At 60.4% G+C, this 22,439-nt stretch carries 19 protein-coding genes and 2 pseudogenes; 10 read left to right on the top strand and 11 right to left on the bottom strand.

The genetic code is table 11. The annotated features are described in order from the left end of the window. Window positions 1-2: 2 nt before the first annotated feature. Window positions 3-893 (top strand): mechanosensitive ion channel family protein, encoded by an 891-nt coding sequence (locus J1N60_RS07650; RefSeq protein WP_312911976.1) that lies wholly within the window; start codon window positions 3-5, stop codon window positions 891-893. An 84-nt stretch (window positions 894-977) separates the two neighbouring features. Here J1N60_RS07650 and J1N60_RS07645 read toward each other — a convergent pair whose 3' ends face one another. The 3 genes from J1N60_RS07645 to J1N60_RS07635 all read right to left on the bottom strand — a co-directional run bounded on the left by J1N60_RS07645 (window position 978) and on the right by J1N60_RS07635 (window position 3,646). Continuing rightward, the gene (locus J1N60_RS07645) at window positions 978-2,177 is read right to left on the bottom strand and encodes a redox-regulated ATPase YchF (RefSeq protein WP_312911975.1); all 1,200 of its coding nucleotides are present in this window, start codon (window positions 2,175-2,177) and stop codon (window positions 978-980) included. Window positions 2,178-2,367: 190 nt separating this feature from the next. Beyond that, a complete protein-coding gene (locus J1N60_RS07640; RefSeq protein WP_312911974.1) occupies window positions 2,368-3,342 on the bottom strand; it encodes an ArsA family ATPase in 975 nt (324 codons plus the stop codon). A 7-nt stretch (window positions 3,343-3,349) separates the two neighbouring features. After that, entirely contained in the window at window positions 3,350-3,646 is a 297-nt protein-coding gene (locus tag J1N60_RS07635; protein WP_312911972.1) for a DUF7990 family protein, read from the bottom strand. 118 nt (window positions 3,647-3,764) lie between these two features. Between J1N60_RS07635 and J1N60_RS07630 the strand changes: the two genes are divergently transcribed. After that, the gene (locus J1N60_RS07630) at window positions 3,765-5,063 is read left to right on the top strand and encodes a CobW family GTP-binding protein (RefSeq protein ID WP_312911970.1); all 1,299 of its coding nucleotides are present in this window, start codon (window positions 3,765-3,767) and stop codon (window positions 5,061-5,063) included. A 53-nt stretch (window positions 5,064-5,116) separates the two neighbouring features. On the opposite strand, the pseudogene J1N60_RS20625 reads toward J1N60_RS07630, so the two are convergent. Continuing rightward, window positions 5,117-5,298 (bottom strand): annotated as a pseudogene (locus tag J1N60_RS20625) (hypothetical protein). Between the two features lie 145 nt (window positions 5,299-5,443). Then, complete coding sequence (locus J1N60_RS07620; RefSeq protein WP_312911966.1) at window positions 5,444-5,761, bottom strand: hypothetical protein; 318 nt, start codon at window positions 5,759-5,761, stop codon at window positions 5,444-5,446. Between the two features lie 57 nt (window positions 5,762-5,818). Between J1N60_RS07620 and J1N60_RS07615 the strand changes: the two genes are divergently transcribed. Further along, window positions 5,819-6,040 carry a DUF8107 family protein gene (locus tag J1N60_RS07615; RefSeq protein ID WP_312911964.1) on the top strand — a complete coding sequence of 74 codons (222 nt, stop codon included), beginning with the start codon at window positions 5,819-5,821 and terminating at the stop codon, window positions 6,038-6,040. A gap of 120 nt (window positions 6,041-6,160) precedes the next feature. On the opposite strand, the gene J1N60_RS07610 is transcribed toward J1N60_RS07615, so the two are convergent. After that, window positions 6,161-6,394 (bottom strand): DUF8007 family protein, encoded by a 234-nt coding sequence (locus J1N60_RS07610; RefSeq protein WP_425499335.1) that lies wholly within the window; start codon window positions 6,392-6,394, stop codon window positions 6,161-6,163. Between the two features lie 114 nt (window positions 6,395-6,508). Here J1N60_RS07610 and J1N60_RS07605 point away from each other — a divergent pair, with 114 nt between their 5' ends. Both J1N60_RS07605 and J1N60_RS07600 read left to right on the top strand, forming a co-directional pair. Next, window positions 6,509-6,898, top strand: a complete 390-nt coding sequence (locus tag J1N60_RS07605) for a cupin domain-containing protein (RefSeq protein ID WP_312911962.1) — start codon at window positions 6,509-6,511, stop codon at window positions 6,896-6,898. Then, window positions 6,895-7,512 (top strand): DUF8052 family protein, encoded by a 618-nt coding sequence (locus tag J1N60_RS07600; protein ID WP_312911960.1) that lies wholly within the window; start codon window positions 6,895-6,897, stop codon window positions 7,510-7,512. The genes J1N60_RS07605 and J1N60_RS07600 overlap by 4 nt, the downstream gene beginning before the upstream one ends. 154 nt (window positions 7,513-7,666) lie before the next feature. Here the strand turns inward: J1N60_RS07600 and J1N60_RS07595 are convergent, their stop codons facing one another. The 5 genes and pseudogenes from J1N60_RS07595 to J1N60_RS07575 form a co-directional block, all read right to left on the bottom strand. Beyond that, the gene (locus J1N60_RS07595; RefSeq protein ID WP_312911958.1) at window positions 7,667-9,520 is read right to left on the bottom strand and encodes a carbon starvation CstA family protein; all 1,854 of its coding nucleotides are present in this window, start codon (window positions 9,518-9,520) and stop codon (window positions 7,667-7,669) included. Between the two features lie 237 nt (window positions 9,521-9,757). Further along, window positions 9,758-10,828, bottom strand: coding sequence for a pyridoxal-phosphate-dependent aminotransferase family protein (locus tag J1N60_RS07590; protein ID WP_312911956.1), 1,071 nt, complete (start codon window positions 10,826-10,828; stop codon window positions 9,758-9,760). Window positions 10,829-11,019: 191 nt separating this feature from the next. Then, entirely contained in the window at window positions 11,020-12,255 is a 1,236-nt protein-coding gene (locus J1N60_RS07585; RefSeq protein WP_312911954.1) for an RNA-guided endonuclease InsQ/TnpB family protein, read from the bottom strand. Window positions 12,256-12,418: 163 nt separating this feature from the next. Then, window positions 12,419-15,502 carry an oligosaccharyl transferase, archaeosortase A system-associated gene (locus J1N60_RS07580; RefSeq protein ID WP_312911952.1) on the bottom strand — a complete coding sequence of 1,028 codons (3,084 nt, stop codon included), beginning with the start codon at window positions 15,500-15,502 and terminating at the stop codon, window positions 12,419-12,421. A 283-nt stretch (window positions 15,503-15,785) separates the two neighbouring features. After that, window positions 15,786-16,700 (bottom strand): annotated as a pseudogene (locus J1N60_RS07575) (NAD-dependent epimerase/dehydratase family protein). 190 nt (window positions 16,701-16,890) lie between these two features. On the opposite strand from J1N60_RS07575, the gene aglG reads away from it, so the two are divergent. The 5 genes from aglG to J1N60_RS20620 all read left to right on the top strand — a co-directional run bounded on the left by aglG (window position 16,891) and on the right by J1N60_RS20620 (window position 22,414). Next, on the top strand, window positions 16,891-17,811 hold the full coding sequence (gene aglG / locus J1N60_RS07570; protein ID WP_312911951.1) for a glucosyl-dolichyl phosphate glucuronosyltransferase: 921 nt from the start codon (window positions 16,891-16,893) through the stop codon (window positions 17,809-17,811). 65 nt (window positions 17,812-17,876) lie between these two features. Beyond that, entirely contained in the window at window positions 17,877-19,025 is a 1,149-nt protein-coding gene (locus J1N60_RS07565; RefSeq protein ID WP_312911949.1) for a glycosyltransferase, read from the top strand. Beyond that, window positions 19,025-20,539: an alkaline phosphatase family protein gene (locus J1N60_RS07560; protein ID WP_312911948.1), complete on the top strand. Its 1,515-nt coding sequence runs from the start codon at window positions 19,025-19,027 to the stop codon at window positions 20,537-20,539. Before J1N60_RS07565 ends, J1N60_RS07560 begins: the two co-directional genes overlap by 1 nt. Window positions 20,540-20,568: 29 nt before the next feature. Further along, a complete protein-coding gene (locus J1N60_RS07555) occupies window positions 20,569-21,327 on the top strand; it encodes a hypothetical protein (RefSeq protein WP_312911947.1) in 759 nt (252 codons plus the stop codon). Between the two features lie 196 nt (window positions 21,328-21,523). Next, window positions 21,524-22,414: a glycosyltransferase gene (locus J1N60_RS20620; RefSeq protein WP_425499345.1), complete on the top strand. Its 891-nt coding sequence runs from the start codon at window positions 21,524-21,526 to the stop codon at window positions 22,412-22,414. The last annotated feature ends 25 nt before the right edge of the window (window positions 22,415-22,439 follow it).

Here is a 22,439-nt window from a genome sequence, read left to right as displayed (position 1 = left end):
GCATGATCGGCCAGACCTCTCCACCAGAATGGGTGACAGATGTACTGTCGGCGTACGACCAGGTGTTGTCAGAATTGTTGTGGTTCCTTCTGGGCCTCGGGATCGTCTATTTCATCGGTCGGATCGTTCTCGTTCCGCTTGTCACTCGAGTTGTCAGATCGCGCAATCGCAATAACCCCACGATCGAGACTGCAACGAAGACGTACCTTCAGGTGGTTCTGATAGGGTTTGCGATCCTGACGGGCACAATTGCCGCCGGATACGGAAGGGTGTTTTCCGAATCGGCGGTCATCATTGCAGCCATCACGTTCGTCCTCGGTATCGCCGGGCAGCACGTGTTCGGTTCGCTGATCAGCGGGATGTTTCTCGTCGCTGATCCCGACTTTAACGTTGGCGACTGGATAGAGTGGCCGGGTGGGGAAGGAACCATCGAAGCAGTCGACTTTCGTGTCACGCGGGTTCGGACACTGGACAACGAAACGATCTCGGTCCCGAACACTGAACTCACGAACAACGCGCTCACCCGGCCCTACGGTCGGGACCAGTACCGAATTACGGAACAGGTGTCCGTCGCCTACTACGAGGACACCGAGCGGGCGATGATGGATATTCAACAGATTGCGGTCAATTATGATTCGATCCTCGATGATCCAGCGCCGAACGCACGGATTCTCGAGCTCGGGGAGAACGCGATTACGGTGCAAGCAGAGTTGTGGATCGAAGATCCGAATAACAGGGACATCTTGACGATTCGGTCGGACTTCCGTCGATTAGTGAAACGGCACTTTGAGGAGGAAGAGATCACGCTCGCTCCGCCTTCTGAACAGTTGCTCTCGGGCGAAGTTACCGTAACAGATCGACAGAGCGAGTCACCAGTCTCGAACGGCGTGTGAAAACGGGCTATCAGAGCCAAAATTGAGTTTACTGTGATGCTCGTGCCAGACCGAAGTCAACTCGAGACGCGCGCAGTTCGAGACTCAGTTCGTCGTCACGACCTCGATGACGTCGCGAGCCTCGACGGGGTAGTCCTTGCCTAACTGGCGGTTGCTCCGGCAGTCGATGGCGTAGAGGAAGCCGTCGCCGATGTCGGAGTGGAGGCTGTACGCGAAGTCCTCCGCGGTCGACTCCGGCGGGATCAGGAAACAGTCGGGGAGCACCTCGCCGCGTTCGTTCCCCAGGCCGTTCGCACCGCCGGGGAACACCGGCGTCACGCCGAGGACGTCGAACAGGGCGGTCTCGAGCGCCGCCTGGACACCTGTCGCGCCGTAGGCGTCGAGGAAGTCGCGGATCTGCTCGAGGCCCTCCTCCTGGCTCTCGGAGATGTCACCCGTGATCTCGAAGTGATCGTCACCCGGCTGGTAGTCGACGACGCCGGCCTTGTCGGCCGACTTGAGCGCCTTCTCGGCGTGGGCGCTGCAGGGAACGATGGTCAGGTCCTCGTACTCGGGATCGCTCGTGATCTCGTCGTAGTTCGCCTGGGCTGCGGACGTATCCATCTTGTTCGCCGCAATCACCATCGGCTTCGTGGCCTTGCGAATCTCGCGGGCCAGTTCGAGTTTGTCCTCGTCGTCCCACTCCTCGGGGTCGAAACCAATGTCGACGCGCCGGATGAGGAGTTTGAGCTCGTCCTCGTTCGTCTTGAACGCGCTCATCTGCTCGGCCAGATCCTCCTCAATGGCGTCGTCCTCGGTGACGTAGCCCGACGAGTAGCGGTTGATCCCCTTCTCGAGCACCCCGAGGTACCACTGGTCGAGTTCGGTCTCGAGAAAGTCGATGTCCTCGCGGGGGTCGTGACCCTCGGTGGGTTCGCCCTCGAGGTCCGTCTCCCCGGCGAAGTCGACGACGTGGACGAGCACGTCGGTCTCGTTGAGGTCCGTCAGGAACTGGTTCCCGAGGCCCTTCCCCTCGTGAGCGCCGGGGATGAGGCCGGCGACGTCGACGAGTTTGGTGGGGACGAAGCGGGTTCCGTGCTCGCAGTAGCCGACGTTGGGGGTGCAGGTTTCGTCGAACTCGGGGGCGGCGCACTCGACGCGGACGTAGGCCTCGCCGACGCTGGGGTCGATAGTGGTGAACGGGTAGGCCCCCTCGGGGACGTCGTTCATCGTGGCGGCGTTGAAGAAGGAGGACTTGCCGACGGAGGGTTTGCCGACGAGTCCGATCCGGTAACTGCTGGTCATTACCCCTCTTGAGCACGGCCTGGCTAAACGGCTTTTGCTCTCGTCGTCGTGTGAAAGGGGACGGCATGCCACGGCCTCGGGTTGAGGGGTCGTCATCGTCCCTCACCTGCTCCTCGAGCATACTGACTACGGAACGACGAAGTGAACCCGTCGAGGTAGGCTCGAACCGCGCTCAGACCCCGCTCGAGTATCAAACGTGTGTCGGCGGTTCGACCGCCGTCTCGATCTCGAGTTCGCTCGCGACGTCCTCGAGCAGGCTCCCTTTGACCTCCGCGGTCCGCCAGCCGATTTCGGCTACCAGCGGCGGCCCGAACGTCTCCCGAATCGTCTCGAGGTGTGCGCGCTCGGTCTTCACGCGCTCGCGGAGGTACCGCGCGCCCCGTCCGTTCTCGTCGGCGTCGGGTTCGGGCGTGAGTTTGTTGGCGACGAGGCCGCGGACGGGGAGGTCCTTCTCCTCGAGGTCGGCGATCGAGCGTTCGGTCTCGTTCAGCGAGAGTTCGTCGGGGTTGAGTACGAGGAAGAAGGCCGCGTCGTCACCGAGGGTGTCTCCGGCGAACCGGAAGAACTCCTTGCGCTCCTGGAGACGGGCGAGGACGGGATCACCGTCCATCACGCGCCGGGGTTCGTTGTTCCCGATGGCGGCCTTCTCGAACAGGTCGATGCTCGTCCGGCGTTTGTACATCAGCCGATCGATCCAGCCCTCGAGCAACTCCGGCAGGCCGAGCAGGCGGAGCGTGCTCCCCGATGGGGCGGTGTCGAAGACGACCCGGTCGTATCCCTCGGAATTGCGCATGACCTCGATGAATCGGTCGAACAGCGCCGACTCGTAGGCCCCGGGCGTCCCGTGAGCCATCTCGAGCTGGCGATTGATCTCGTTGACCATCGCCGCCGAGACCTGCTCGGAGAGGTCCCGCCGGATGTCGTCGAGATGGCGCGTGACCTCCTCCTCGGGGTCGAGTTGCATCGCCTCGAGGCCGTCGATGCCCTCGACGGGCGTCGGATCGTCGTCGAAGTGCTGATCGAACACGTCGGTGACCGAGTGGGCCGGGTCGGTCGAGACGACGAGCGTCCGCAGCCCGTCGCGGGCACACCGCAGGCCGTAGGCACAGGAGACGGTGGTCTTGCCGACCCCGCCCTTGCCACCGAAGAAGACGAAGGGTTCCATGGATCGATCAGAAGTGATACTGCTGGCCTTTGCGTTCGATGAGGGTGTCGCGATCCCACAGCCGGCGCTCCCAGGCCTCGAACTCGGTCTCGAGGTACGGTAGGAGTTCGGCGGTGTAGTACGACACGGGTGAGGGGATGCCGAACGCGTCGGGGAAACACGCGAGCATGAACGCGTCCTCGAGGTCCTCGGCTTCCTTCTCGATCTTCTCGTAGGCCGGGTGCGTGATCATCCCGTGGTAGAGCCCACGGAGCCACTCCTCGAGCGTCTCTCGAAAGCGTTCGATACGATCGGCCAGGTCCATGCCCTGATGTGGGAGGCCGACGGGTAAAAGGTATCGCGGCGGTGGGAGATTCGAGCCAGAGCCGGATCTCGTCCTCCTCGAGGATCGGATTCAAGGGACCACGGCACCAGTAGCCGGTATGAACGGGCAGACCGAACAGATTCCGGTCACGATTCTCTCCGGGAGCCTGGGGGCGGGAAAGACGACGCTGCTCAACCACCTGCTGACGACCGCCGAGGACCGGTCGCTCGCGGTGCTGGTCAACGACATGGGCGAGGTCAACGTCGACGCCGAGCTGATCGCCGAGGGGTCGGAACTCGACCTCGAGGACGGCGTCGCGGAGCTCTCGAACGGCTGTATCTGCTGTGAACTCCAGGACGACCTCGAGACCGCCGTCGTCCGGTTGGCTCGCGACCGGGACTTCGACCACCTGATCGTCGAGTCCTCGGGCATCTCCGAACCCGCGCCCGTCGCGCGACTGTTCACGACCGAATCCCGCGTCGCCGCCCGCTACGCCGTCGACACGCTCGTGACCGTCCTCGACACGCCCGCGTTCCTCGAGGCCTTCGCCGGGGACGAGGTCCCGGAGCGTCGCGGCACCGAGGACGACCGGCCGCTCTCGGACCTGCTGGTCGAGCAGGTCGAGGTCTCGAACCTGGTCTTGCTCAACAAGGCAGATCTGTGTAGCGAAGGCGAACTCGAGCACGCCGCCGAACTCGTCCGGGCGCTCCAGCCCGATGCGGAGACGGTTCGGACGGAGTTCTCCGCGGTGGACCCGGATCGACTCCTCGGCAGGGGGCTGTTCGATGCAGACCGTCTCGCCGACCTGCCGGGCTGGAAGCGTGCGCTCGACGAAGGGTCGGAGACCCGCGATGACGACGGGGAACGCGACTCCGATCACGAGCATCACGAAGGAGGAGGCTACGAGCATCACGAAGGAGGAGGCCACGATCACCACGGAGATGGGGGCCACGGGCGCAACCACGACCACCGCCACCCCGACGAAATCTACGGCGTCTCCTCGTTCGTCTTCCGCCGCCGCCGTCCCTTCCACCCCGAACGGTTCGCCGACGTTCTCCGGGAGTTACCGTCAGAAATCGTCCGTTCGAAGGGCACTGCCTGGATCGCCGACAACGAGATGCGGGTGACGGTCGCCCAGGCCGGTCCCTCCGTCAGGGCCACCGCACAGGGCCCCTGGATCGCCAGCCTCCCCGCCGTCGAGCGCGACATGCTCAGGTCGAACCGACCCGACCTCGAGTGGCACGACGAGCACGGTGACCGCCGAACGGAACTCGTGTTCATCGGTACCGACTACGACGAGGAAGCGCTCCGAGCGGAGCTCTCGCACGCGCTCGTAACCGACGACGAGCGGAGCGAAGGCGTCGACGGACCCTTCCCCGTCGCCCAGGGCGAAGAGACCGTGCTGAGAGGCGGCTGACGGTGGCTGAGCAACTCAGAGGACAGACGGAGACGATCTCTCAGCAGGCGCAGCTACGAGCGCTCGAAGCGCATCTCCTCGCCACAGTCCGGACAGACGGGGTCGCCCTCGAGGTCGACGTCCCTGATTCGGACGTTGCAATCGTCACACCAGTACGCACCTGCGAGCCGTCCGTGGGACGGGCGTTCGACTCCGGCGACGCGAGCGCTGACTTCACCGAATCGATGACACCCATACTCGAGTGTTCTGGCTCCAGCACTACCAGCCCTTTGTGAGTGTGTATCAATGGTGCACGACCGTCGACCGTCTTCGGAATCACTCGACTCTCTTCGCAGCCGCTCGAGCCCTCAAATCGCTCGAACGGCGTATTTCGCACCGCCTCAGAGGATCAGCGGGATCGCGAGGCCGACGATGAGCGCTGCGAGGACGACCATGAGGTAAAATAGCCGCTCGGCGCGAATTCCGGCCGGAACGGTCTCGAGGAGTTCCGGGCGGACGGTCCAGACCTGCCGGTAGTACGCTCCGACGGTGGTCGCGAGCGAGATAATGACGGAGCCGGCAGCCGAACGCTCGAGACCAGCACCGAGGGCCTGCCCGTACAGTGGGCCGAACGAGAGCACGAGCATACACGCGAGTCCCGCGACGACGAAAAACGGGACGGGATCGACGGGCACCCCCTCACGATTCCGAAATCGCATACGGTTCGAACGCTTTCGAGCGACAAAAGCTAAGTGGGAAACCGTCCGTTGTCCGGTATGACTGACGCCGAGGAGCCAGAGGGGTTTAGCGAGGGCGTGTCGTCGTCACAGGGGGACCCCCGCGTGCTCCTCGTGATGAACCTCGTCCTGTCGACGCTGTTCGCCGTGTCGATCATCTGGGGGCTCTCGTTTATCGGAATCGTCGAGTACACCCTGATCAACGTAGCGACGGCGGCGATACTGCTGTTTGCGGCGACGTACGCCGTGACGATGACCTGACCGATTCGATTCGAGGCGGGGCGACCTGAACTCGAGGGAGCAGTCGCTCCAGCACGAACGCGAGGTACCAGCGGTTCGAGCACGAATTCGAGGCAGCGTCCGCCGGCCGAGCGCTACTGACTATCGACCGTAGATAACGCGTCGAGCGGCGTCGTCGATTCGATCGGTCACCCGTTCCAGCCACGCGGCGGGCGAAACTCGACGGAGCGTTGCGTCGTCGACCTCGATTGCCTCGTCACCGAACGGATCGTTGTCGGCGCCCTCACCGTCTGACCCGGTGACGTCGACGACCGACGACATCGCACACCGCCCGCAGGATTCGGTTTGTTTCCCACCCATGAGAGTCTCTGTCACGAGTTACCGTCTCCAGGGGCTAAAGCGTACCGCCCACACGTTCGAGGCGTTCACGCCTGCCTCGAGACCGCCGTCACCGACGCCTATTTGCTCCCCCGGTCGGTACGGGGTGATATGGGATACCGTATCGTCGATCCGGGCGCCGTCGACCCCGCGCCCGATCGGCCGAGCGAGTGTCGAAAGCTGTCCGAGACGGGCGGTCTCGAGACCATGGCTATCAATCGGTTTCGCGCCGAGCCAGGGGAGGAATTGCCGCTGGCGTATCACTACCACGAGACCCAGCAGGAGGCGTTCTACGTTCTCGAGGGGACGATGGCCGTCGAGACGCCCGAGGAGACCTACGAGGTGCCGGCCGACTGCCTGTTCGTCGTCGATCCGGGAAGCCCGCAACGGGCGTACAACCCGACCGACGCCGAAGGGCCGATAACCGTCCTGGCGATCGGCGCACCGGCAACAGACGGCGACGCCCACGCATACGACCCCGACGACGAAAGCGACGTATGAGCGACAGCGAACAATTCCTCGAGGCCGACGAACTCCCCGCGGAGATTCGCGAGGCCGTCCCCGATTGGGACGACGAGTATCTCGATCGAGTCTCCGACCGGCTGATGTACAGTTACGACCTCGAGAAAGACCATCGCGCCGCTGGCGAGAGCTGGGACCTCTACGGCGAGATGCGCGTGCTCAACCAGAAGCAGTTCTTCCACCCCGCGTTGAGCTACGCCGACCACGAGGCCGAGGAGTACCTGTTCGCCCGCCGCGAATCCCACCCGACGGTCGCCGAACTCGAGCGACTCCTGGAGCTGGGCCACGACGTGGCCGACGAGAAGATCGTCGCCGACGAGGAACACTTCGGGACGGACGTGAGCTTCGTGCTCGTCGCAGACGAGTTGCCGAGCGACGTCCGCGAGTACGTCTCGGGCTTTCGCGACCGGACGCTGTTGAAGTTCGGCTACTACGGTCACTACGACGTGAACCTCGCCGTGGTGGTGCCCGACGAGGAAGACCACGTCGCCAGCGAGGCTGCCGATGTCGCCGAGGCGTTCACCCTCTGGGACGACGTCAGCGAGCCCGACGAAGGCGTTCTCTCGAGGTTCGCAAAGCGTTTCTGGCGGTAGACGACGTAAATTCGCATCGTTCATCGACTGGGAAACGGCCAGGATGGGAGCGAACTGCTTGTACCGGAGAAAGTGACGAGGTTGAGATGAGCACGGCCTACTCGAGAGCAGCGTACGGCAAAAAGTGTGTTCGAAGTTCAGCGGTCGTCGATCGTCAGTCGTCGCCCGGTGCGGCGGGCGTTTCAGGCCCGCGACGGACGTTGCTGATATTCTTGTACCCCAGCCTGACGAGCATCAGCGCCAACGTGATGAGAACGATAGCGAGTACCATCTGGACGGCCGAGGAGACGACCGCTTCCGTTGTGTCTGCCCCGCCGTTCAGCAGGTTGACGTAGAGGTTCTCGTAGAACGCCAGCCACGAGAGTCCGAGAACGGTGATCGTCACCATGATCGCCATCGGGACGCCGGTGGAGACGAGCTGCTTGCTGTCGTCCCAGTTGGCGAGCCAGACGGTCGCGGTGAGCAGCGCCAGCGCCGCGAGCAGCTGGTTTGCGCCGCCGAACAGCGCCCACAGCGTGACCCACTGGCCGGAGACGACGAGCAGGTACGCAGGAATGGCCTGGACGATCGGGTTGGTGTACCGACCTCGAGCGATCGAGCCGATGTTGGCGTTCAGTCCAGTGTCGGTCCGGCCCGCGGGGGTGCCGACGATCTCTTCCATCATGTACCGACCGAGTCGGACGGCCGTGTCGGTCGAGGTGAGCAGGAAGCTACAGAGGACGAGCGCCATGAACACGGCGCCGACCGTTTCTGGGATACCGAGGCTCGTGAGAATGAGGCCGCCGCCCGAAGCGAAATTCGGCAGTGCCGCACCGATTCCGCCACCGGGGCTTGCGAAGCCCCAGACGGCGAGCGTCGAGAGTGCGACGGCGGCGAGCAGCCCCTCACCGAGCATGCCGCCGTAGCCGATCAGTCGGGCGTCAGTCTCCTTGTTGAGTTGTTTGGCGGTCGTCCCCGAGGAAACCAGCGAGTGGAACCCGCTGATCGTCCCGCAGGCGATCGTGATGAACAACAGCGGGAACAGGGGCAAGAAGACGCCTTCGACGCCCCAGAAGCCCTGGAACGCGCCGATAGACTCGTCGATGACGAGCGGTTGAGACGACGTCCCGAGGAGCGTGCCGACGATGATCGCAACGATCGCTCCGCCGACCCCGGTGTACAGCAGGAACGACGAGAGGTAATCACGCGGCTGGAGCAACACCCAGACCGGGAGTGCACTCGCAATCGCCGCGTACACCATCACGACGGGAATCCACGCCGCGGTGTTCCCGCCGAGGTCGGCCGCGCCGGGAACCCACGATCCGTCGCCGCCCAGGAGCGTGATCGGGGTCAAATCGGGATTCTCGACGACCCGCTCGGCGGTCGGTTCGAAGATCGCGACCGGGAATTGGATTCCGACCCACACAGCGCCGAATACGCCCAGAACGAACAGGATCGTCCCAGGAATGAACGGACCGTTCAGCTGGTAGAGGTACACCCCGAACGCCAGCGCGAGCAAGATGTAGATGAACGACGCCGTCGACACCTCCGGATAGGCGTTGAAGACGATGCCGACGACCAGCGCGAACACGGCCACGACCAGTATAATCGTCAAGAACGCGAACCACAGGAGCATGTCTTTCCCCTGTTCGCCCACGTACTCTCCGATCATGTATCCGATCGACTTCCCTTCGTGTCGAAGACTGCCCGACAGTGAGACGAAGTCGTGAACCGCGCCCATCAGCGGGTTGCCGATGGCAATCCACAGCAACGCGGGCACCCAACCCCAAACCGCACCCGCCGTAATCGGGCCGACGATCGGCGCCCCGCCGGCGATACTCGAGTAGTGATGCCCCAGCAACACCGGTTTCTTCGACGGGACGTACTCCTGGCCGTCCTCGTACTTGTGTGCCGGTGTGGTTCGGTTCGAGTCGAGTTCGACGAACTGTGCGAGGTACCTCGAGTACCCCACGTACCCCACTGTAAACGTTACCAGTACCGCGGCAACGATCCAAATTACCTGTGTCATGACAAGCCCACCCACATCAAGTGTGAGCGATTACCTTAATACTTATTTATATTCTCGGGTGGATTGATGAAGTTATTAGTTACATCGATCATTAATGTATATTTTACAACAATAATTGGCATAGAGGCTCCCGCATGCAGGTCAAAAGGAACCTGTTCTATCGACTTGAGTAGCCGGAACCACCAGTGAACGGCCTCCAAACCAGCCGTCGGCACCGACTCCCCCCCCCCAAGCCAGTCACTCGAGCGCCGCTCCGAGGGCGTCCATCGTTCGCTCGACCCGGTCGGTTCGGGCGTTGTGGCCCATGTGCCCGATCCTGAGGATGTCGTCCTCGAGGTCGCCCAGACCCGTCGAGAGGATGATATCGTGGTCCTCGCGCATCTGCACCTGGAGTTCCGTCGCGCGTCCCTCGAGGTCGAGTGCCGTCACCGTCGGCGACGCGAGCGAGTCGTCGGGATACGCCTCGAGGCCCAGTTCGTCGGCCCGCTCGCGACACCGCTCGGCGGCCGCCTCGTGGCGCGCGTAGACGGCGTCGAGACCCTCCTCGAGCAGCAGGTCAGTCGCCGCATCGAGCGCCTGCAGATTCGCCGTGAGGTGCGTGTAGGGGAACCACTCGTCCTCGATAACCGTTCGCCAGGGCTCGAGACTCGCGTAGAACGAGCGCGTTTCGACGGTTTCGATCCGTTCCCAGGCGCGGTCGCTCACTGCACAGACGGTCAGCCCCGGCGGCGCGCTGAAACACTTCTGGGTCGCTCCGAGGACGATGTCGATGCGCTCGGTCGGCACCGGAGTTCCACCGAGTGAGGAGACGGCGTCGACGACGCTGATCACGTCGTGCTCGGCGAGGCGGTCGAGTACCGGCTCGAGGTCGTTGAGCACACCCGTCGGCGTTTCACAGTGGACCATCGTCGCGACGTCGTAGTCGCCGGACTCGAGTTCCTGCTCGACCGCGTCGAGGTCGATCGGATCTCGCCAGTCACCACCACAGACGGTCGCCTCGCCGTCGTACAGGTCGACGAAGTCCGCAAACCCCTCACCGTAGAGCCCGTTGGCGATACACAGCACCTCGTCGCCGGGGCCGACCAGCGAGGCAACCGCGGCCTCGAGCCCCAGGATGCCCTCGCCGCCGAGAATGGCGACGTCACCGTCGCCGTAGATCGGCTCGAGCTTTTCCGTGAGGTCGCGGTAGAAGTCGACGAACTCGGGTTCGACATCGGGGTTCCGACTCGGTTCGGCCATGCGCTCGCGGACGCGTTCGGGGACCTCCGTGGGCCCGGGCGTCATGCGTAGCAGGTCGTGATCGTCCATGCCCGTTTGCTCGATGCGCGTCACAAAAGCGTCGGCGGTCGACGTCGACGAAAGTTCGCCCCTGAGTCGAGTGTCCGTCTCGAGTCGACAGCGCGCGGTTCGAGAAGAAACGTGACCGATTGACCTCCTCTCGCGCCTCAAGTCGCGGGAATCCCACCATGGGATTTCAGGCCGAGTTCGGCCCTAAGGTTTCAAGACGCGTTCGTTCCAAGCGTCTCTTGCTGGGTAGCATCGGCTTGGCTGTCTTGTGGGACGGTCAAACGTCCCCCTCCCTCAGCCGAGTCATTGCCACTCGTGTGTTCTCTTGAGTGGCTCTCTCCGCTGAGGTAGCGATCTGCAATATTGAGCGCGGCGTTAATATCCGCGTGGTACGCTGAGATCCAACACTCCGAGTTGGAACACCTAAACGTCGCCTGGTCGGGGCGATAACCCTGTTCTCCGCAACAGTGGCACGTCTTCGAGGTGTACGCGGGATTTACTGTCTCTACGCAAATCCCTTTCTCAGCGGCCTTGTACCGGATCTGAGCGTGCATCTTCGCAAAGCCCCATCCGTGCAACCGGCGGTTCATGAACGCGCCGTAGTCCATGTTCTCGCGGATGTGCGTCAAGTCTTCGAGGACCAATACGGGATTCTCGAATTGGTCGGCGTAGGCGACGACCTCCGACGTGACCGTGTGGAGTATGTCGTCTATCTGCCGCCAGAGCGAGTCTCCGTAGGACTCTGCAATACGTTCGCTTCCGCGTTTCTGAAGGCGTCGCGTCGCCGTAAAGTACGTCTCACGGAGTTGTCTGACCCGCTTGCCTTCGTCGTTCCAGAGGGTGGGTGCAGCCGGGGAGCCACGCTCGTCACGGTGACACACCGTTACCAAAGAGGCTTCCCCGATGTCTACCCCAATCGCCGTTGCCTCCGAATTGGTAGTCTGTCGTTCCTCCACGTTTCGCGTAGCGACGATGTGAAAATACCACTCGCCGTCGCGGTCGAACAGCCGACACTCGCCCATCTTTGCGTCCCCTGCGTGCAACGCTTTGAGCCACTCCCGCTGTTCAGGATTCGGTTCGGCGGGCACCCAGAGGTTGTAGTCGTCGTGGTGGGGGATTTTGACGTACCACTCGATAGCGTTCTGGGGCTTGTGGTCGAGTTTCGGCCCTTCGTTCGTGAAGCGGACGGGATGGTCGTCGTGAAGCTCTTTCGCGTTGTAGCTGGCACCACACAGTTGCGGGACGTACTTCTTGAGCGCGTTTTTCGCGTAGCCGGAGAGGTCGTACTCGACGACGATGGCGTTGGTAGCGGACGGGGTGGTACAGTCGGCGTCGAAGGCTGCCTGAAGCGCCTGCTGGTATGCCTTGTGCGTCTCACGAAGCTTGCGCTCTTTGTGGGCATTGGGGTCGACAAGGCGTACCTCCAGCGTCTTCGTGACTTTAGCCATCCTTCCTGTATTCATCGCTACGGCTCAGGACGACATGTACGTCAGCCATGCGGAGTGAAAGTAAACGAGGGAAATCCACCCGACGTCACTCTCGAGAACGGGAAACCCACTGCCTATCGCTCGACCTGCGCCTGAAGACGCAGGTATGCGCTATCGACCTCTATCAGCCCGCTCGAGGCGCCACCGGGTCCATCAGTGCGGGAGCGTCCGGCGTGTCGTTCGTTTCGTTCGTCTCGTTGTCGTCCGAACCAGTATCCGTCTCGTTGGCGTCGTCCGAACCCGCATCCGTCTCGTTTCCGTCCTCGGTGACGTTCTCCGATCCGTCCTCGTCAGATTCGTTCTCGTCGGCACCGTCGTCATCGTCCGCCTCGTTCTCTCCGTCACTCTCGTTCCCGTCCTCACCTTCGGACGGTTGGGTCTCCGCATCCGGATCTGGCACGACCTCACCGTCACCCTCCTCGAGCGTCACCTCGAGCGTCTCGCCATCCACGACGGCCGTCTCGGGAACCGCCGTGGTCCCGAGGTACTGGCGCTCGATCTCGCCGTCTTCGGGCGTCCCGACGAAGATTTCGTACTCCTCGTCGACCGCCTCGACCGCGCTATCGGTGTAGCCGTCTTCCGGCCCGAGCTCGTCGTTCGTCGCGTACGGCACCGTCAGCTCGAACGTGCCGTCGTCGCTCACGTTGGCCTGTTGCGTGTAAGTGAACGTTCGTCCCGGCTCCGTCTCGAGTTCGATCTGCGCGTAGACGCGGTCGGAGTCGGCGACTTCGCCGTCGACCGAGCCAGTGATGTTCGCCCCCTCGACGCGCTCGAAGGTCTTGACGTCCGAGACCAGATACGCGTTGTAGGCGTAGGCGGGGTAGTACCGGCCACCGAGTTCGACTGCATATCCGCCAAACGGCATTGTCGCCTGGTCGGCCGCCCGTGCCTCCTCGAGCATCGCCGAGATGTTGTTCGCCTGGTCACCGACGGCTCCAACCCGACCGGAGCGGGTCGTCACCGGGTACAGCCCGTTCGGCGTCTGGAGCAACTGCGTCCCCACGATCGAGTACGAGCTTGATTCGTGGACCAGTCGGTAATGCTCCATTCCCTCCGCGTCGTGGAGGTACAGCGAGGCGAGCATCGTGTCGTGGTAGGCCTCGCTCGTCGTTGGCACGTCGAACTCCTGGCCGCTGAGATTTGCCGTCTCCTGGGTCTGGAACCGACTGTACGCCGGGTCAGTCCACTGCGTGATCGCACTGAACTTCCCGCCGGCCATCTCGTTGTCGATCATGACGTACCGCATCTCGCCCTCGTCGGCGCTGTCGGCATTCTCGAGGTCGCTGCGAATCGTCTCTTCCGGCTGGTTGACGACAGGGACGTCTGCAGCGATACCGTCGAGAATCGCCTCGCCGTGACTTTCGTCTTCGGCCAGCAAGTACCACGAGGACGACTGCGCGTTCTGCTGGAACGGGTTCGAGTGCGGGATGCGCTCGCCGTTGGTCGTGATCAGGTGACCGTAGTCCCACCACGACATCACGCCATAGGCGCCGCCCGGGTAGTCGAAGTCGCCGTCTGCGGGCCGGTCGTAAGTTCCGTAATACTCGAGGTCGCTTTGGTTACCCGCGCCCGCCCAGTTTCCGGGTTCGGGCGTGCTCTCGAGGAGCCACTGGGTCGACTCGTCCCAGGTCATCGCGTCGCTGCTCGGCCCAACGTTCTCGCCGCGCTCCCAGGTAGTGGCGCCGTCAGCCGCGATCGGCGGGAGCAAGGGCATGAACAGCATCATGACGACGAGGACGATCGCAATCACTTGGTAGGTCTCGACGTCGCGAACCGAGTCGACCGTTCTATGGAAATCAAGGCTGAGGAGGCGGGCGATGTCCGCGACGAAGACTGCGTTAACGACCGCAACTGCAATCGCGAGGTAGTATGAGAACCGGGTCTGGGTTGCCGCCATACTGATCAAGAATAGCGACCAGACGATCACGAGAGTGTACTCCGCGCGCCACTCGCGACCGAACAGCGGTCGGAGCATGAGGAACGCGAGTCCGCCGAGCATAGTGTAAAAGGCGGCTCCGAACTCGCCGAAGGCGTACTGGGTGAAGTCGTCCGGAGGCTGAGCCTCCGAAACCGTAAGTGCCCCGGTCGAGGGGTTGAGCGGCAGGAGTCGTCTCGTGACGTTGTTGATCAACGTGCTGTAGAGGTCAGGAACAATGACAGCCATCGCGCCGAGTCCGACGATCAGGAGGCCGCCGATCGCAGCCGGGTAATAGTGACGGTCGACATTGAGGTCGTCCCACTGGCGAGCGAGCCAGGCCATGAACACGCAGCCCAGGGCGACAGCCAGCGCGAGCGTCGGTTGAAGGTAGCCGAAGTGGGAGACGCTACCGGACCACTGTTCGAACAGTAGCGCGGATCCGATTGCTGTCATACCGAGGCTGACGGCTCCGACGAAGGCAACGTGGTCGGGAGAGATCCCACGGACGTAGTCGACACAAAGCTGGATGCAAAAGAAAACGCCGAAGATGCCGATCAGCAATACCGCCGAAGGCCAGACCCAGATGAACAGCGTGAGCGCGAGACCGGCAAGGACCGAGTAGATCGTTGGGCGACGAAGGGCATCCCAGTCGCGGTCGGCGACGAGTTCGTAGATCGGGCGGTCGCGTTCGCCTGCCCGGACGGCGACCATCATCGCGAGAACCGCAATCGCCATGAACAGCGCCTCACCGATGTGATGATCGAGCTGGCCAACAGCCGATCGGTAGAAGAACGAGCCAGGCACGAGCGCGAGGAGGACGACCGAGACGAGTCCTCCGATAGTTCCGCCAAGTCGACGGCCCATGTAGAAGACGGGAATTGCAGTGAGCGCGCCCATCAGCGGAATGGACACGAGGGCGACCATATAGAGGGTTTCAGGAGAAGGATTTCCGAGACCGACGATCATCGCTGCCGTGACGATGAGCTGGTCGAACAGGGTTCCGAAGTGGCCGACGTACTGTCCCGTCGGGAATCCCGTATAGACCTCGTAAGGCATCGTGAACGGATAATTCTCGGCGGTCCACTGGATCGTCCGCCAATGGTACCACGAGTCGACGCCGGACAAACGCGGCGAGCCGTCGGCGACGAAGTTTTCGTAGGACCGGAGGCGAGTCCACAGCATGAACAGTACCACCAGCCCAAGCAGGGGAAGGTGATACCACTCCTGCCACGTCTCGAGGGTGGAGGGCGTTTCGGTTCCCTCGTCGACGTGTTCAGTGTCAGTACTCATTACGTCCCACCAGTGCAATATGGCGAATAAACTTTGTTATCTACTGTTGGAAGCTATTGGTGAGACTGTTTTCATGTGTAGTTGACCGAATGAGAATCTGACCGTATCCAGCGCGATTTGTCCCAGTGATCGCAAAGAGCGAATTACCCGATAAATTAACAAACGCGGGTGGGTACGCCGTATCGAGTGATGAACACTGGTATCCAACGCGGCTTAGTGAATTCTCGAGCGCTGTCGAGAAGCAGGCCGTACCAGTTCTCAGGCTCCAGGCTAACCTATTGACTTAGTCAAGGTAGGACTGGCACACCATCTTCACTCCATCCTCGAAATTGATCGATGGGCTCCAACCCGTTGCTCGAGAGAATTTCGATGGGTCGGCACACGTGTGCTCGACGTAATCGTCAAAGGGACAGTCAATGTACTCTGGCTCGACATCAGTGCCGAGTTCATCATTGATCAGTTCGATCATCCTGTTGAAGCTGTAGGCATCGCCCGTCCCGACGTTATACACCCCGCTCAGTTTGTGATCTGCAGCGAGTTCGAACGCGCGTACGACGTCATCAACGTGTGTGAAATCTCGTGTCTATGTGCCATCGCCGAACACTTTGGGCGACTCACCGGCGGCGATTCGGTCAGCGAACTGGGCGACGGTATTTGCGAATTTTCCTTTGTGTTTCTCGTTACCTCCGAATCCCTGATAGACGGAGAACAGACGGAGGCCAGCCATCGAGAGTCCGTGGTGATTGACATAGTATTCAGCGTAACGTTCGCGAGCCAGTTTCGACGCTTCGTACCCGGTGTGTGCCTCGACATCCATGCTTTCAGCGGATGGATCGGTCTGGCTACCATAGATCGACGATGTGGATGCGTAAACGACGTTTTCGCAACCCTGTTTACGAACCTGCTCGACCGCGTTGACAAAACCCTCGACGTTGACACGGCATCCACGTCGAGGATCATCTTCGTGCATATTCCGAGAGGACAGTGCTGCGAGGTGAAACAGGACATCAACATCAGACGGGAGATCATCATCAAGGACGCTCACGCTACGGAAATCGACTTCGTCGAGGAGATTGTCGGTAGTCCCGAGATAGAGGTCATCAATTGCGATTACTTCGTTGTCAGAAACAAGCTGATTTGCGAGGTTGGAACCGATAAATCCAGCGCCGCCCGTGATCAGAACGCGTTTTCCTTCCATGCACCAACGGTCTGCTCGTTTCATTAAATAACCTCACGTTCCGTTTTTTGCCTTCGACAGCTCGAGTAGCGCTGATACGATTGTCGTGTCAAATGAATAGGTTCGAAATCAATCGTGAGGGTTGTCGGCTACTGGTGCTGGCCCGGGCTTTAACGAAATAACTAACTCTCTGAGTTTCGCAGGACCGTATATGCGCGTCTCGGTGGTCATCTGTGAACATACGCTAGACCGGTACCAGGACCTTCGAGAGGCGGCCGATAGCGTTCTCACCCAGACCCACGACGACATTGAACTCGTGCTGGTAGCCGACGGGAGCGAAGAAGTCTGCCAGCAATTCTATGATGAATACGACGACCACGAAAACGTCTCATTACACTGTAACGAGAATAACGTCGGACTTCTCGAAAGTCGAAACAACGGTGCCAAAGTGGCGACCGGGGACGTGGTAGCGTTCCTCGACGATGATGCCGTAGCCGATCCCGGATGGGTGGCCGAGCTCGTCGAGGTGTATGAGAACTTGAATGCGATCTCTGTGGGCGGGAAAATGATTCCACTCTGGGTTGCTGGACGACCAAGCTTTCTCCCCGAGGAGTTCTACTTTCTCGTCGGCGTTACACAGCGCGGATTCGCCGATGGTCGAGGTGAAGTTCGAAACACTTTCGGCTCGAATATCTCCTTTCGTCGCGACATCTTCCTCGAGCTGGACGGGTTCGATACAACCATCGGCGGTCGTCAGGGGGATGAGAACCTCCAAGGTGGCGAAACGGAACTGTGCGCCAGGCTTCGTAGCGAGTACGGCCAAGGCGTCTACTACAATCCTGAAGCGAAGGTCGCCCACAAGGTGTTCGATTACCGGACGAAACCACTGTGGCTGCTCGACCGTGCATTCTGGCAGGGGTACTCCAAGCGCGGGATGGAAGTGCTGGTCCCCGAATCGACCGGCGAGGAATATGATTTTCTCGGTCGACTCTTCGGTAAGTTCGTCCCAGCACGTACGAGGGACCTCGTTCGGAACCCCTCTTTGGAAAAGATCGTTCAGTTCATCATGTTGTTCGCCTTTACCGGCGCTGTTGGATTTGGTTACTTATATGGAATGACGAAGTGGCGTTGACGTGAACGCTTGCCGATACGCTTATACAGCCGACTTTGCTCGGTAGAAACATGAGTGACTCTTCAGTGGACGAGGACACCGACTTGCGTCTCCGCGATCTCGACATCGCTATCGCCCACTGGGGAATCAACGCCTGGGGAGGCGCGGAATATCTCGCAACGATTCTTGCTGATGTACTGAATGTGGACCGAATATACACGATCGGAAAACCCAAACCCGATGATCCAAATCCGTATGGAAAAGTACGGTTCGTGGACGTGACGGAGGATCTCTCCCCCCGCCTGCTTCGGAAGGCTCAGGCGCACGTAGGTCGACCTTTTGAATACGCTCTCTGGGAAGACGTCGATTGGCGCAAGTACGGATCTCCCGACGTGTTGATCACGTCGGGTGCGACGACCCGTTCGGTCATTACGCCGGCCGAGACCTTGCATCTGAACTACTGCCACTCACCACCGCGCTGGTTTTACGACCTCTATCACGACCGGAAAGACTCCACAACCGGGGTGCTTACCAGACCCCTGATTCGATATCTTCGGATGCGCGATCACACGATCGACCCGCGCGTAGACGGCTACTTCGCAAACAGTCCAATTATCGCGCAGCGCTTACATAAATACTACAAACGTGATTCAGAGGTGCTGTATCCGCCCGTCGCCGTCGACTCTTATCACGAAGACGACGACGGCGGGTTCTATCTCCATCTTGGCCGTCTTGACGAGGAGAAGGGCGTTCCGGAGGTGGTCGAAGCGTTCGCGGAACTTGACCATCAGTTGGTACTGGCCGGCGGACGTGGCGACGTTGAAGACGCGGTTGTCGAGGAAATAAAGCGAAGTGGGAACCTCGAATACCGTGGATTCGTCGAGGAAGAAGAGAAACGAGAGTTATTGGCGACCTGTCGCGCTGTCGTGTTCAACGGCCGGAATGAAGACTTCGGGATCGTCCCGATCGAAGCGAACGCTAGTGGAAAAGCCGTTCTGGCGCGTAACGACGGATTCCCGGGGATCTACGTCAAGGACGGTGAGAACGGGTACCGTCACGGCGGAACGCCGGCGGGAATTCAAGGCGCCGTCGAACGGTTCGAATCGAACGGACTGGACGGCGATCCTCGGTCCGAAGTCGAAACGTTCTCAACCGCTGCCTTCGAGAAGCAACTGAAATCGGCAGTCGTCGATCGATATGAGGCGTTCGCGACGACGGCGAGAGGAAACTACTGATGACTGAAACAATCGTACTTGGGCTCGACGGGGCGAACTGGGCGCTACTCAAGCCGTGGCTGGAAGAAGGGCGCCTTCCGAACATCGAAGCACTCCGATCCGAAGGCGTCTTCACAGATATGGAAAGCTGTCTACCTCCGGTCACGTGCCCGAATTGGCGATGTTATTCCACGGGAAAGAACCCGGGAAAACTGGGCGTTTTCTGGTGGGAGCGCATCGACACAGACAGGCGAACGCTTACGACGCCCGACTCGCGATCGTTCAAGAGTGCCAACTACTGGGACTACCTCAACGAACAGGGCCGAACTGCGGGCATACTCAACCTTCCGATGACGTACCCGCCGTTTGAGGTCGATCGATTTCTCGTTGCAGGCGGGCCAGGAAGCGAGCAAAAAGAGTACGCCTATCCCCCCAATCTGGGTGCACGTCTCGATGACGAGGGATACACGCTCCATCCCGACCGGCCGGTTACCGCAAAAGGTGATCTCAAGGAGGCCGATAACATCGTTGACCTCATCGAACGCCGACTGGAGACGTTTCGCGGCCTTCTCGACGAGGAAGACCCGGACGTAGCACACTGCACAGTGTTCTACGTCAACGTTCTCCAACACTTCTTCTGGCGCAATGAGCCGACCCGCCGAGCGTGGGAGGTCATCGACGAACATATCGGACAACTCCGGGAAGAGAATCCGGACAGCAACCTCTTCCTGATGTCAGACCACGGTTGCAAGAACGTCGATACAGTATTTTACGCCAATAGCTGGCTCGAGGCCGAAGGGTACCTGGTTACCGAAAGCGAAACGTCGGATCTTCTCACGAAGTACGGCATCAACAAGAAGCGGATCTCGAAACTGGCCCACAAACTCGGCGTCCACGACCTCGTAACGCGGCTGGCGCCCGACCGTTTGACGGACTCGATCCCGGAAGACGAGGAAGGGTTCAAACGCGAGCAGAAGCTCGAGAAGGTAGATTGGGAACGGTCACAAGCTATCGCCAGCGGCCAGGGCCTCATTTACGTCATCGATAACGATCCCGAGACGGTCGATGCCATAATCAACGATCTGTCCGCACTTACCAACGAGAACGGCGATCCAATCGCTCGAGAGGTGATGCGCAGTGACGAAGCCTATAGCGGGCCGTACACTGACGAAGCGCCGGACATCGTCTTCGACCAGCGGCCGGGAGTTCACACGAGTGGAGCGATCGGATCGAACCCGATTTTCGACGATGTCGGACAGTGGGAAGCCGAGAACGTCCGGACGGGGCTCTTTCTCGCGAGCGGTCCGGATATCGAGGCATCAGCCGTTGATCGCGACGTGTCAATCACGGACGTCGCTCCAACCGTCCTCCACAGCGTCGGCTGTGCAGTTCCGACGGACATGGATGGCACGCCGCTCCCTCTGTTCGGCGACGACGGCTTCGATGAATGCGACCCATTGCCCTTCGAGGCCGTCGATTCGACGGGCCGGCAGAGCGTCCAGAACAGACTTGAAGACCTCGGGTATCTGGAATGACGGTTTGTCTCACTGGCGATGTCCACCACATGTCTCTTGAAACCCGTGAACAGCCGTACATGAGTCGGTCTGAGGCTGCTGCAGCTGTCGAATATGCTGAAATCGCAGCTGAGTTCGACGTTCCAGTGACGCTATTTTTGACCGGGAAGGTTGTTCTCGAGGAGCCCGAACTTGTGGACCGTCTCATAGGGATGGAGACCGTCGAACTCGGAGGCCACAACTATTACGCCTTCGAGACACTTGCCCACAAAGCATTTCGTGGCCTCCTCGGATCGTGGAACGGGCCGCGCAGGTTCCAGGCGTGGGAAATAGATCGGACCATTGCAGCATTCAACGAACGTCAGGTCGATATTTCAGCTTGGCGCGACCACGCTTACCGCCACGACAACAACACTGTACCGCTGCTCGCAGAGCGCGGCTTTACACATTTTTCTGACGTCGTCGGCCCGGGCGAACAGGTTCGCTGTGAAAGCGGTTTAACCGTTGTGCCTGTCAATACGCCCCCGGACCACGAACATGTCTATCACGGGTTTAGAACGCCAAAGTTCGTCGCAGAGGACGAATTTTCGGGGCCCTTCGGCGATGAGTCGTTCACAATTGAAGAATGGCACGAATGGGTGCTGAAAGAGATCGAGGTGTGTCATCGGAAGGGGCAGCCAGCGACGATACTCGCGCATCCCGGATGCATGGATCTTTCAGATGAGTTAATTATATTCAAAAAACTTTGTTCAGTCCTTAGTGAGGAGTACGAGACAGTTCCGATTTCAGAGGTAGACAGTAGTGACTGACGTTCACGTGGGTATTGTCGGTGGGACTCGGCTCCCCGGAAATGTACGTACTTTCTTAGGGAATATTCAGGAGATTTTGTCTGAGTCACCAGTCGAGTTCAAAATTGACCTTTTGCTGCGAGCAGATGCTGCTCCCGATGAATGGCAGTACAGCGTCATAGACCCCGGTCTCAACGAAACAGACCGAGCTGTGGGAATGATTTTGTCGCTATCCCAGGCGCTCACCCGATACGCGAAAGCCAATAGGCCAGATTTGCTATGGCAGATAACGAAATTTCCAGCCCATGGATTCGCTACAACAGTCGCAGGACAGCGTGCCAACGTTCCTGTACTGACTCGGTTCGCAGGCGATAACTTTCGCGAACACACCCTCTCAGAGAGCCCAGGAGAGAAGTTGCGGACATATGCATTAAATAACGTCCTCGGACGAGTTGCTGTACGAAATTCTGATGCAACTATCGTCCTTGGACCGTACGGCCGAAAACAGATATTAAGCTACGGCGGTACACGTACTTACGAGATCCCACAGCCAGTTAACAGAGACCGTTTCAGGCCGGCATCGGGGGAAAGCCGCGCCGATATCAGAGCAAAACTTGGGTTACCTCAAACGGAGAGACTACTGTTGACTGTTGGACGGGTCTCACAACGCAAAGGTGCAAATGATTTAATGAAGGCCGCTCGGACTCTTCTCCGTCGCGGATCATCAATATCGTGGTGTATTGTCGGTGATGGACCACTACGCCACCGATTAAACTCGCTCCCAAACGTCACCGCTGTCGGGCGGGTTCCACATTCAGAGATGCCCCAGTACTACCAATCAGCAGACCTCGTGGTTTGTCCGTCACACCTTGAGGGACTCCCAAACGTCCTATTAGAGGCAGCCGCGTGTGGGACGCCAACGCTCGCCCGCGACGTGGGGGACTGTGCCCTCGCGGCAAGCATGACTTACGAAAACTCAGACCGACTACCAATTCTCGTCAAACAGGAATATGAACCGGTGGACCTCAACAACCAATTTGATCCTGAACGCCTTCGAGACGCATACTCCGAGGCTCTTCTTAAGACGGCGGCTACCGGCGATTGGTAAAAAAAGTCTTGTACCCGCTATAGGA

It is taken from the genome of Natronosalvus caseinilyticus, from assembly GCF_017357105.1.
Lineage (GTDB): Archaea > Halobacteriota > Halobacteria > Halobacteriales > Natrialbaceae > Natronosalvus > Natronosalvus caseinilyticus.
The sequence above is the reverse complement of the archived record's forward strand: the minus strand, read 5'-3'. Positions and strand labels throughout refer to the sequence as shown.